The 12,144-nt window shown below is 59.8% G+C and carries 10 protein-coding genes; 3 read left to right on the top strand and 7 right to left on the bottom strand.

All coding sequences use genetic code 11. The features are described from left to right. Positions 1-179: 179 nt before the first annotated feature. From omp10 to BN77_RS00935, 4 genes are all read right to left on the bottom strand, one after another. Positions 180-548, bottom strand: a complete 369-nt coding sequence (gene omp10 / locus BN77_RS00950) for an outer membrane lipoprotein Omp10 (protein WP_007527525.1) — start codon at positions 546-548, stop codon at positions 180-182. Positions 549-719: 171 nt separating this feature from the next. Then, positions 720-2,171 carry a homospermidine synthase gene (locus tag BN77_RS00945; protein WP_007527523.1) on the bottom strand — a complete coding sequence of 484 codons (1,452 nt, stop codon included), beginning with the start codon at positions 2,169-2,171 and terminating at the stop codon, positions 720-722. A 143-nt stretch (positions 2,172-2,314) separates the two neighbouring features. Beyond that, positions 2,315-3,190 (bottom strand): heme-dependent oxidative N-demethylase family protein, encoded by an 876-nt coding sequence (locus tag BN77_RS00940; protein WP_007527521.1) that lies wholly within the window; start codon positions 3,188-3,190, stop codon positions 2,315-2,317. 111 nt (positions 3,191-3,301) lie between these two features. After that, entirely contained in the window at positions 3,302-3,586 is a 285-nt protein-coding gene (locus BN77_RS00935; protein ID WP_007527519.1) for a YciI family protein, read from the bottom strand. A 132-nt stretch (positions 3,587-3,718) separates the two neighbouring features. On the opposite strand from BN77_RS00935, the gene BN77_RS00930 reads away from it, so the two are divergent. Continuing rightward, positions 3,719-4,624, top strand: coding sequence for a sensor domain-containing diguanylate cyclase (locus tag BN77_RS00930; RefSeq protein ID WP_007527517.1), 906 nt, complete (start codon positions 3,719-3,721; stop codon positions 4,622-4,624). On the opposite strand, the gene BN77_RS00925 is transcribed toward BN77_RS00930, so the two are convergent. From BN77_RS00925 to BN77_RS00915, 3 genes are read right to left on the bottom strand one after another with little or no spacing between them, the layout of a single operon-like run. Continuing rightward, positions 4,621-5,247 carry an aminotransferase class IV family protein gene (locus BN77_RS00925; RefSeq protein WP_007527515.1) on the bottom strand — a complete coding sequence of 209 codons (627 nt, stop codon included), beginning with the start codon at positions 5,245-5,247 and terminating at the stop codon, positions 4,621-4,623. The two genes, BN77_RS00930 and BN77_RS00925, sit on opposite strands and share 4 nt — an antisense overlap. Further along, positions 5,244-6,404, bottom strand: a complete 1,161-nt coding sequence (locus tag BN77_RS00920) for an aminodeoxychorismate synthase component I (RefSeq protein ID WP_007527513.1) — start codon at positions 6,402-6,404, stop codon at positions 5,244-5,246. Before BN77_RS00920 ends, BN77_RS00925 begins: the two co-directional genes overlap by 4 nt. A 21-nt stretch (positions 6,405-6,425) precedes the next feature. Beyond that, positions 6,426-8,282: a M3 family oligoendopeptidase gene (locus tag BN77_RS00915; protein ID WP_007527511.1), complete on the bottom strand. Its 1,857-nt coding sequence runs from the start codon at positions 8,280-8,282 to the stop codon at positions 6,426-6,428. A gap of 208 nt (positions 8,283-8,490) precedes the next feature. Between BN77_RS00915 and BN77_RS00910 the strand changes: the two genes are divergently transcribed. Beyond that, positions 8,491-10,044, top strand: coding sequence for a sigma-54-dependent transcriptional regulator (locus BN77_RS00910; protein ID WP_007527509.1), 1,554 nt, complete (start codon positions 8,491-8,493; stop codon positions 10,042-10,044). A gap of 180 nt (positions 10,045-10,224) precedes the next feature. Continuing rightward, positions 10,225-12,114, top strand: coding sequence for a peptidoglycan L,D-endopeptidase MepK (locus tag BN77_RS00905; RefSeq protein WP_040677492.1), 1,890 nt, complete (start codon positions 10,225-10,227; stop codon positions 12,112-12,114). Positions 12,115-12,144: the final 30 nt, after the last annotated feature.

The following is a 12,144-nucleotide window of genomic DNA, read 5'->3' as shown; positions in this document are numbered from 1 at the left end:
TGCTCTCCTGATCTTGAGCGAAGCAAACCCTGCGCTCCGCCGTCCCTACGCGGTAGATGTTTCCATCAAGGATTAGTGGCCGCAAGAGAAAAAGCTGTGACAGCATTGGCGCTTTCCGAGAGCGGTAAACAAAAAAAGCTCCCGCGAAGGGAGCTTTTATCGTTCAGTGCCTGGCGTCCTTACATGCGTCGGGTCAGGCTGAACTGCGATCCGGCGTCCGAGGTGCAATTCAGCTGGTTCTGGCTCACCAGAGCGCAGTTGACCTTAGATTGGGTCTTGCGCACCAGCGAGGTCATGTTGATTTCGACCAGTGACGGCGAGGTTTTCACATAGGTTCCCGACGCCAGAAGCTGGTTGCTGTCGGTCGTACGGGTGGTGAACGTTCCGGCCTGGAAAGTGGAGATGATGCCGTTCGGATCCGCCCAAGAGCCTTCGACGCCTGACGGAGCTGAATTTGCTGCAACCGGCACCGGACGTGGAGACGACATGGTGCAAGCGTTCAAGGCAGCGACAGCGCCGAGGAGGAAAAGAAGGGTTCTGACTTTCATGAGCGTCTCCCGGGGATTCGGAACGAGAACTTTCCGTGTGGTTGCGAAACACATGGCGCGCGCTGTCCGGGAAGGCAAGTCTTCAAGGAAGCGAGACGGCCATTTATACAGCAGGCGTTACAAAAATGCCCGCCTTGTGGCGGGCATCTTCGAATGCAGGTCGGGCCAGGATCAGCGCACGAGAATGTTCTTGAACTGCCACGGATCTTTGGTGTCGATCTCTTCCGGGAAGAGACCTGGACGGCCCTCGAGCGGGGTCCAGTCGGTGTAGTGACCTTCGACTGGGCCTAGATAAGGCGTCTGGACTTCCAGGCAGCGCTTGTAGTCGACCTCGTCGGCTTCGACGATGCCGGCTTTCGGGTTTTCGAGCGCCCAGACCATGCCGGCGAGGACGGCGGAGGTCACCTGAAGGCCGGTCGCGTTCTGATAAGGCGCGATGCGGCGGGTTTCTTCCAGCGACAGGCGCGAACCGTACCAGTAGGCGTTCTTTTCATGGCCGTAGAGCAGGACGCCGAGCTCATCGATGCCGTCCTCCAGCTCGTCCTCATCTAGAACGTGGTGGACTGGCTGCGACGTGCCGCCATTGCCGAACATTTCATGCAGCGACAGAACCGCGTCGTTCGCCGGATGGTAAGCATAGTGGCAGGTCGGACGGAAGGTTACTTCGCCGTCCTTGTCTCGAACCGTGAAGTAGTCGGCGATCGAGATCGACTCGTTGTGGGTGACGAGGAAGCCATACTGCGGACCAGGCGTCGGGCACCAGGTGCGAACGCGCGTGTTGGCGCCCGGCTGCTCGAGATAGATCGCCGCCTTGCAGCCTTTCTTGTGCTTCTTGCCGTTCTTTGGCATCCAGTTTTCGTGGGTGCCCCAGCCGAGTTCGGCTGGCTGCAGGCCTTCGGAGATGAAGCCTTCGACCGACCAGGTGTTCCAGAAGACGTTGAGCGGCTTCGGATGCTTGGTCCGCTGCGTGTCGCGCTCGGCGATGTGGACGCCCTTGACGCCGACCTTCTTCATCAGCTTTGCCCAGCCTTCACGGTCATGCTGATCCGGCTCTTCGAACTTCAGGCCGATATCGTTGGCGAGATTGACGAGGGCCTGCTTGACGAACCACGAGACCATACCCGGGTTAGCGCCGCAGGTGGAGACTGCGGTCGGGCCGCCGGGGTTCTTGGCCTTTTCCTTACGCAGGGTTTCGCGCAGCGCATAGTTGGTGCGGTCGGCGTTCTTCATGCTCTTGTCGAAATAGAAGCCGAGCCAGGGTTCGACGACGGTATCGATGTAGAGTGCGCCGAGCTTGCGGCAGAGCTTCATCAGGTCGACCGAACCGGTATCGACGGAAAGATTGACGCAGAAGCCCTGGCCACCGCCGTCGGTCAGAAGCGGCTTCAGGAGGTCCTTGTAGTTGTCCTTGGTAACATGTGCCTTGATGTGCCGCACGCCATGGCTTGCCATGATTTCGGTGTGATCTGCATCGTCGCGCGGGTCGATGACTACCATCCGGCTCTTGTCGAACTTGAAGTGGCGCTCGATCAGCGGCAGCGTGCCGCGGCCGATGGAGCCAAAGCCGATCATCACGATCGGACCGGTAATTTCGGCATATACCGGGTGGGTCTGTTCCGTCATTCTTTTCTCCTGTGGAAGGCGACGAAGGCGATAAGCCTTAAGAATTAGAATTCATCTGAAATGGCGCAGATCATGCGAAGTGACCGGCTCTAACCATAAAACAGCGTCACAATAAAGAGCGTACGGACCGGGGAACACAAATATCAGGCGGGAGAGTGAGGGTCTGCGAGCGCCCGAAGCTTCGCGGCGAGCTCCACCCGTTGCAATGTTAGGCCTTTATAGGCCGCCTGGTGCCCGTCGAGGCCATCCAGTTGCGCGGCGAAGCTGACAGCGAGTTTGCCGGCGTTCGGATGGCAAGCGATCGCGGCAATCGGATCGACATATACGCGGATCGTGAAAAGGATATCGGCTGACTTCGGCAATTTGCGCAGCGTCTGGCGCTCGACCCGCGCAAAGCGCTCCGAGAGCGTGAACGGTTCGGCAGACGGCGGGCGGCGGTGCTTGGAGAGCGGGAGGAAGAGATCGTCCGTGGCGTTCACGGACCAGTTCAGTCGCTCAACCGGCTGTGAGATCTGCAGATTATCAAAGATACGGGTGATGAGCGCCGCGTTACGGGTGCCTTCGCCGAAGCCGGGAACGTCTGCATGGATTGCATGCATGGGGCGACCGAATTTCTCGCGCAGCGACCATGAGGAAGGGAAGGCGACGAAGCCGGCTACAAGATACCAGCCGTCTTCCCTGCGTCGCATGATCACGAGATCGTCCTGCACCAGCAGACCGGCGCGCAGCAGCGGCGGCGCATCCTGCTCAGCGGCATCTGCGACGCTGTGGGGGCGCGTCGGATGGTAATCGGCAAGATTGGCCTGCAGGAGGTCAAGGACCTCTTGTTGCGCCTCAACAGTATCCTTCTCGGCGACGAAAATCTCATCACGACGGGTTTCGACCAGTCGTCGTTTCTCGCCGATATAGCGTCCCCAGTCGCTATCCGGTTCGATCCAACGAACAAGATCGAGCGGCATCAATCCGATGGTGAAGGGTCGGGCGGAGCCGCAGTAGGGCGTGTAGGTCAGACGCGTCATGGCCACACTCTATGCCGACAACGTGCCCTTATGGAAGACCATCAACACTGGCAGGTTGGCATCGTGCCGGCGGATGGAACTAGGCAGCGAGCGGGCGGCCCGATTCGTCACTCAGTTCGTCAGAACATCCAGTCCCGCCGCCGTCCTGGTGATGGCGACTTCGGTGATTTCGTATTTGGCGACGCCGTGCACCGTGAATGGATCTTCTGCGACATAAGCTTCGATTTCGGCCCGCGGTCCGATCGCGAGGACCACACCGCCGGTGCGTGGCACCTTGCGTCCGGAGGCCAGGAACCAGCCTTTGGCATAGCCTTCCCTGACCCAGGCCATGTGCGGCTCCATGTGCTTGTCAGCTTCCTCGTTCGGCTTCACATAAGTCAGGGCGAGAACGAACATCGCAAAATTTCCTTTCGGGGTGTTGCGTAATGATGCATGTGAATATTCAATCGGCGCGGAGCCATCCATATTCTTTTGAGGATTCTGCTCGAAAGTGTGAACCATTGATGTCAGCACGCCCGGAACAACAGGATGACCCAGATATCTGAGCGGCTTGCCGAATTGCAGGATGATAGCGCCGTCCTGATCGCCATGTATGATCAGGAAGATCGGTTGCGCTATGCAAACCCGGCTTTTCGTTCGACCTACGCCATCGAACCTGACGAGACGCCCTTGTGGTCGGAACTCATGCGTCGCAACACCCGGATGGGCCGGGGCACGATCATTCGCGCCGCCGATTTCGAGACATGGCTCGTTTCCGCACAATCGCGGCGCGGCAAACTGCCGTTTAGGGCGTTCGAAACGGACGTCGTGGACGGCCGCTGGTTCTGGATGACGGAGACCGTGCAGAAGGACGGATGGATGCTGTGCATCGCGAGCGACATTACGCATCTGAAGCAGAGCGAGCGCGATGTGCGGCAGGACCGCGATTTTGCGTTGCGAGCCTTGCAGACGGACGAGCTGACGGGCATTTCCAACCGTCGTTTCATGATGGCGGCGTTAGAAAGCCTGATTGCGCATCAATGCTCCGCCGATGCAGGCGTCGGCTGCATCTGTATCATCGACCTCGACTTTTTCAAGCGCATCAATGACATCTATGGCCACCAATTCGGCGACGATGTGCTGATTGATTTCTCGCGCCGCGTGCAGCCGGTCATTCGCCGGCGTGATAGCTTCGGGAGGATCGGCGGCGAGGAGTTCATGCTGATCCTGCCCCACACGACCTTGGCGCAGGCAGAGCTGATCATCGAACGTATCATCGCAATAGTGCGGGGCGCTTGTCCGATACCGAGTGTGCCTTGCTTCTCTTATACCTGCTCCGCGGGATTGGCCGAGTTGCGGCAGGGAGAGACAGCGCGCGAGGTCTATGCCCGTGCGGACGAAGCCCTATACAACGCCAAGCAGAGCGGCCGAGATCGACTGAAAATCGTGGCCTAGCCGACAAGTTGGGCTGGGATCAGCCCGCGCAGCGAATTGCCCATATAAAGGGTTCCGGTCGTCAGATCAGTCACTGATATGCGTCCAACACGCGCCTTGCGCTGGCAGATCAGTTCGGTGCGCAATACGCCGGCCAACAGGCCGCAGGAAATTGGCGGCGTGCGCAACGTGCCCGATCCATCATCTAGAAAGACTGATGTGATCGTGCCTTCGCACACCTCGCCGCTTTCGTTTAGAAGCAGAACCTCGTCAGCCTCAAATGTCGAAAATTCGGCCCGGGCGGTCTCGTAAACGCCGCGTCGCGTCGTCTTCAGCCGCAGCAATCTGTCGCTCGAATCGAGACGAGTGTCGGCAACCCGTACTTTCCATTGGGTGCCGGCCGGCGTCGGTACGAAGGGGGCCGCGGTGACCTCGATCCGCCCCAGCCGATCAAGCGTCAGCCGCGTTCGCAGGGCAGTCGTTGCGCCGGAAACGGCCACCCCCAGTTTTGCGGCGGCGTTTTGGGCATCGGGAAAGCCGATACGACGGGCGGAGCGGGAGAGGCGCGCAAGATGCAGGCGCAGCCTGATGAAGCCAACCTCCGGTTCCCAGCGAAGTGTTTCGATCAGCGAGAAGTCGGTCATCGCTTAAGCTCCTGATCGCCGATCGCGAACCGCGCTTTCAGAAGGCACTCCTCGTATTCGGCTTCGGCGCTGGAATCGAAGACAATGCCGCCACCGACGTTGAAGACCGCCTTGCCGCCCGAGTAAAGGCTGATGGTGCGGATCGCGACGGAAAAGCGCATGGCGCCGCTAGGCGCAATCATGCCGATAGCGCCGCAATAAGCGTCGCGCGGCGTGTCTTCCAGCGCGTGCAGGATCTGCATGGCGCTGAGCTTCGGCGCGCCGGTGATCGATCCACAGGGAAAGAGCGCGGCGAAGATGTCGCGAATGGCCAGCTCGGGGAGGAGTTTCGCCCGCACGTGGCTGACCATCTGGTGGACGGTCGGATAGGTCTCGATGTCGAAGAGCTTCGGGACGTCCAGGGTGCCGACCTCTGTGATGCGCGAGATGTCATTGCGCAGCAGATCGACGATCATGCGATTCTCGGCCTGGGTTTTGATGTCCCCGCGCATCTCGGCGATGATGGCCGCGTCCTCGGCATCGTCAGCCCCGCGTTTCGCCGTTCCCTTCATCGGGTGGGTTTCGATCCAGCCTTCCTCGTCGGTGCGGAAGAAGAGTTCGGGAGAGCGCGAAAGGAGAACGGGGCCGCCTAGATCGACGAGCGCGCCGTATTTCACCGGCTGCCGTTCGATCAACGACCAGAAGGCCGCGCGCGGATCGCCGTTCCAGCGCGCGGCGATCGGCATAGTGAGGTTCGCCTGATAGCAATTGCCTTGGCGCAGGTGCCAGTGCAGGCGGTCGAAGCGCTCTTGATATGTTGCAAAATCCCAACCGGCCTTGGGCTCGGTCAAGAACTCGTCGATCTCGCTGCGCCGTCCCGGTTGCGCGAGCGGATGGGCATCAGCTTCGGGGGCATCGAAGACGCCGAATGCGAGCAGCGGCGTTTCCCCGCCTTCCGGCAGGGAAGCGGCCAGCTTTTCCTCAAAGACGTAGCCGGCCTCATAGGCCATGTATCCGGCCAGCCATTTGCCGGCAGCTTTTGCCTCTTCCATGCGGGCAAGGCCGGCGAGAAACCCGGCGCGCGTTCGAGCGATGATGATCTCCGACGGATCGGAAAAGAGCATCACTTGCCCGGTCGTGTCATCCCGGAACAGAACGTAGCGTCCAGCGTTGGTCATGCCTGCCTTTGGACCGAGAGCTTATGCGCTCTTATCAAGCGCTTCCAATTCGTCGATCAGCCCTTCAATCATCGACAACCCCTTGCTCCAGAACGACGGATCGGTGGCGTCGAGGCCGAATGGCTTCAGGAGCTCCGAATGATGCTTGGTGCCGCCGGCCTTCAGAAGCTCGAAATACTTCTCCTGGAAGCCGCTGTCGGCCTTCTGGTAGACGGCATAGAGTGAATTCACAAGGCAATCGCCGAAGGCATAGGCATAGACGTAGAAAGGCGAGTGGATGAAGTGCGGGATATAGGCCCAGTAGGTCTCGTAGCCCTCTGAGATCTTGATCGCCGGTCCCAGGCTCTCGGACTGCACGGAGAGCCAGAGTTCGCCGATATCGTCGGATGTCAGTTCGCCGGCCTTTCGGGCGGTGTGGACCTTGCGCTCGAACTCGTAGAAGGCAATCTGGCGTACGACCGTATTGATCATATCCTCGACCTTCTGGGCAAGCATAGCCTTGCGCTCACGCTTGTCCTTGGTGTTGTCGAGAAGGGCGCGGAAGGTCAGCATTTCGCCGAAGACGGAAGCGGTTTCGGCGAGTGTCAGCGGCGTCTGGCACATCAGCGCGCCCTGGGCGCCAGCCAGAACCTGATGCACGCCGTGGCCGAGTTCGTGGGCGAGCGTCATCACGTCGCGCGGCTTACCGAGATAGTTGACGAGCACATAAGGATGCGCCGACGGGACCGTCGGATGGGCAAAGGCACCCGGCGCCTTGCCAGGACGAACAGGCGCGTCGATCCACTGTTCGTCGAAGAAGCGCTTGGCGATCGCGGCCATTTCCGGGGCGAAGTTGCTGTAGGCTGACAAAACCGTATCTCTCGCCTCGTTCCAGGGAATGACGGCATTTGAGGTCTCCGGCAGTGGCGCGTTGCGATCCCAGAAGTTCATCTGGTCCATGCCGAGCCATTTCGCCTTCATTTTGTAATAGCGGTGCGATAGGCGGGGGTAGGCTTGCTTGACGGCGGCGGCCAGCGCATCGACCACGTCGCGCTCGACGCGGTTTGCAAGGTGCCTGCTGTCGGCAATGTCCTCGAAGTTGCGCCAGCGATCGGAGATGTCCTTATCTTTGGCGAGCGTGTTGGTGATGAGGGTGAAGACGCGAAGGTTCTCCTTGAATGTCTTCGCCAGCGCCATTGCGCCCTTGCGGCGGACCTCCGGATCCTTTTCCTGAAGCATGTTTAGCGTGACCTCGAGCGGCAGCTTTTCGCCGTCGACGTCGAAGCGTAGCTCAGCCATCGTCTCGTCGAACAGTCGGTTGAAGGCGGCGGCCGACGTCATCGACTTCTCCAGGAACAGCTGTTCCAGCTTGTCCTCCAGCTGGTAGGGCTTGTCCTTGCGCAGGTCGATGAGCCAGGGGCGGTAGTGACCTGCATCCGGGTCGTGTGCCATGCAGGCATCGATGATGGCGTCGTCGATGCGATTGAGCTCGAGCGCGAAAAACAGCAGGTGGCTGGAGAACTCGGTGATCTTTGCCTGGGCGTCGCCATAGAGCTTGCCGTTCACCGGGTTCGATGTGTCGGAGAAATAGGTGAGACCGGCAAAGGAGCCGAGGCGTCCGATGATCTCGTCCAGCGCCTCGTATTCCTTCAGCGCCTGACCGATGCCCTCGGCACCCTCCTTGGTCGCGGCGTCGGCAAGCTTGCCCTTCCATTTCTCTTCGAAGGCGATTGCCTGCCGGCCTGCTTTCTCCATGTCGCCCGTAAAGGCCGTGGACGTTGCAGAAGGATAGAGGTCCTGCAATTTCCAGGTCGGCAGGTCGCCGAGCGCGGCATCAGTCGCAGAGGCAGCGGAACTTGCCGAAAAATTAATGGCGGTGCCGGAGAGCATGTTTTTCATTGTCGGTGTCCTCTTCCTCTTTTGCGACAGGTTTGACTGTCTATGCGCCTAAAGGCTTGGCATCAAGGGGCTTTCGGCGGCCCACTAGCTCCGTTTCAGGTCGGAATCGACCCCGCCACAAATGTTAAAATGCAATTGTTTCTCAAAACTGGATGTTCAAGCCTTTCTGCCAGAGTGCGTCTCAGGTTTCGCATGAAGTGAGGCACCAATGACCGGTTACCATGAGCTCAAGGGAGCAGCGCAGATACTCGTCGTCGAGGACGATCCGATCCAGCGCCGACTGCTCAAGAACGCGATAGAGCGCCACGGCCATGTCGTCCATCAGGCTGAAAACGGCCGGATCGGGTTGGAGATGGTGAAAAGAGGCAGCGGCCTCTACAACGTCATCGTTCTTGACCTGATGATGCCCGAGATGACGGGTCTTGAGTTCCTCGAGGCACTGCACGAATTCGGGACGCACGTTCCGGTGATCGTGCAAACGGGCCAGGGCGGCATCGAGACCGTGGTGCAGGCGATGCGCGCCGGCGCTTTCGATTTCGTCGTCAAGCCTGTCTCTCCCGAACGGATCGCCAACTCGATCTCGAACGCCCTGAAGCTCGATCAGCGCGAGGTCAAGGCGCGTGCCGGCCGCCGGTCGCGCTCCGGCAGCGTCGGCTTCGACGACATAGTTTCGGCAAGCCCGGCAATGCTCCGCGTAATCGATCTGGCGCAACGCGCCGCGCAATCGAACATTCCCGTCGTGCTCGAAGGCGAGTCCGGCGTCGGCAAGGAACTGGTGGCCCGTGCCATCCAGTCCGGTAGCGATCGGTCCGGCAAGCCATTCGTCACGGTCAATTGCGGCGCTATCCCGCACAATCTGGTCGAAAGCATTCTTTTCGGTCACGAGAAGGGCGCATTCACCGGCGCAACCGAGCGCCACATCGGCAAATTTATGGAAGCCGATGGCGGCACCATCTTCCTCGACGAAATTGGCGACCTGCCGCTAGAGGTTCAGGTGAAGCTGTTGCGTGCCGTCCAACAGGGGGAAATCGAGACCGTTGGCGCACGCACGGCGCACAAGGTCAACGTCCGGCTGATTTCGGCGACCAACAAGGATCTGATCGAAGAGGTCAAGAACGGCCACTTTCGCGAAGACCTCTACTATCGCCTGAATGTCTTCCCGATCACCATTCCGGCGCTTCGCAAGCGCAAGGAAGACATTCCGCATCTGGTGCGGGTCTTCGCCGAGCGCTTCTCGAGCGAGCAGAAAGGCGGCCAACGTATGTCGGTCAGCGCCGGCGCCCTGGCTTTGCTCACCGCATACGACTGGCCGGGCAATATCCGCCAGCTTGAGAACGCGATCTTCCGCGCGGTCGTCCTTGCGGAGGGCGCCGAGCTGACCGAGGTAGATTTCCCGCAGATTGCGGCACAGCTGCCCGAATACGAAGCCGCCGATCACCTCGCGTTGGTCGCCGACAACATGCGCCATGACCGGCAAAGCGACCTTTCAACCGGCAGGTATCCAGCTCATCAGACGAGCGTCGATGAGGCCGTTGCACGAATCACGGAGGCGCCAGACAACGCGATTGCGAGCACAAACCCTGCCGGAGATGTGCGAAAGCTCGCGGATGTAGAGGAGGAATTGATCCGATTCGCCCTTAAATTCTACCGGGGGCAAATGAGTCAAGTGGCGCGGAAACTGGGCATCGGACGATCCACATTGTACCGAAAACTCAAGGATTACGGCATAGATCCGGACAATCCGCAGAAGGACGCCGCGTAAACCCTGTAGATTAACTCTCCGGCAATCATCTTTTGTTACCATTCATAAACCACTTGTTAGTGGCCTGTTCACTATGTAAAGAAAAGGTTGATCACGTGTGGCATTTTTGCCATCGTGTGACCGCATTTAACGGCCAACGGTAATGAATGGGGACCATCGGCTGTCTGACGGGGAATGAGTTTGCCGGATCTGAATGGGAATACGAGGCCTTCGCGCTTGAACGGGCGCACTAGGTACACGGACCTTTGCGGAAAGGTTTTTAGGACGGCTTTAGCCGCCCTTCTCGCACTCGTGATCTCCTCGCCGGTTCTCGTCGGCACCCCTTCCGAAGCCGCCGGCGAAACACGCAGTCTCAAACTCTACTTCATTCATACCGGTGAAAAGGCCGTCATCACCTACAAACGCAATGGCCGGTTCGACCCGAAGGGCCTCGAGCAGTTGAACCGCTTCCTTCGTGACTGGCGCAAGAACCAGCCGACGAGGATGGACCCCCGCCTTTTCGACCTCATCTGGGAAGTTTATCGCCAGAGCGGCTCGCGCGACTACATTAACGTCGTCTGCGGCTTCCGTTCACCTGCCACCAACGCCATGTTGAAGGCGCGCTCGCGTAATTCCGGCGTCGCCGAGAAGAGCCAGCACATGCTCGGCAAAGCGATGGATTTCTTCATTCCTGACGTCAAACTGGCTACTTTGCGTGGCATTGGCATGAAAATGCAGGTTGGTGGCGTTGGATTCTATCCAAAATCCGGCTCTCCTTTCGTTCACATGGACGTCGGCGGCGTTCGCGCGTGGCCGCGCATGAGCCGCGAAGAACTCGTCAGGCTGTTCCCAAACGGCAATACGATGCACATCCCATCGGATGGCCGTCCGCTGCCGGGTTACGAGCAGGCTGTGGCCGATTACAAGCGCCGTGTGAGCTCGACGCAAGTGGAGATGGCAAGCTCCGGCGCCTATACGGGCTCGTCGTCAGGCGATCAGCCGAAGCATAAGACACTATTTGCTGCCCTGTTTGGCGGCGGCGCGGATGAAGCCGAAGACAGTTCTGATGATGATAGCAGCGCAGGAGTGGCTGTCGCGAAGTCGTCGCCGCCGAAGGCTGACATGCCAAACGCCGCCGATCCCGGCGAGCAGGCGCCCGCGCAGGCTACGGAAGTCGCAAATGTCAACGCGCCGGTTCCGCAGGTGCGTCCGGCGTTCGCCAATCAGCCTGGCGGTAGCGAGATGGCAAGCGCCCTCCTCGCTCCGCAGTCCGGAAACGCAGCGCAACAAGCGCTTTCTGCTGTGACCGAGCAAGGCCAACAGCAGTTCGCTGATCTTAGCGCCTATAGCGTACCGATTCCTTCTCTGCTTGGACCACGCCGCTCTCCGGGCGACGCGGAAGTCGCTTCGGCCGATCCGTCTGCGATGACGGGGAATCTCGCAGCGGTTCCAACGCCGGCTGAACGACCGGCGCTTGCCGAAAAGCTTCTCGCCGCGGCGGATGCCGATGCTGAAGCCGACGACGTGGCAGACCAGGAGGATACGCTTTCTCCGGCCGTTGCCGATGCTCTTGACCACCAAAATACTGATGGCGACCGCCAGGTTGCCTCCAACCAGGCGCCGGTCGCGAGCGTCGAGCAGGCAATTAACGCGGCAATGCCGCAAAAGGTTCCGAGTGAAAAGCCGCCGCTCCAGCTTGCCTCTCTTGCTCCTGCCACGAAGCCTGCAAGCTTCGGTGATGCCTTCGATGCACCAAAGCCGTCGGATGCTAGTGCCTTGTCGCAGGGCATGCCGACCAAGGGTGGCCGCCCGACGAAGCATGAGGCCGCGCAGGCCGACGCCAGCCGTGCGACAATTCGCACCGAGCCGAAGCTGACGCAGAAGATCATCTCGCAGTGGGCTCTCACCAACTCCCGCATGGAGATGATCACCAAGCCTGTCAAGGCGCCGCGCTTTGTCAGCCAGACGCTTCGCGCCCAGCCGACCTCGGTTTATGCCGAAGGCTTCACCAAAACGGCCTCCATTGATCCCGCACGCTTCAGCGGCAGCGCGGTCAACTTCATGGAAGTGCGGAAGTTCGAGTCGAACTGAGTTGAACATTTAGGATTCATACGAGCCGCT

This window comes from Rhizobium mesoamericanum STM3625 (assembly GCF_000312665.1).
GTDB lineage: Bacteria > Pseudomonadota > Alphaproteobacteria > Rhizobiales > Rhizobiaceae > Rhizobium > Rhizobium mesoamericanum.
The sequence above is the reverse complement of the archived record's forward strand: the minus strand, read 5'-3'. Positions and strand labels throughout refer to the sequence as shown.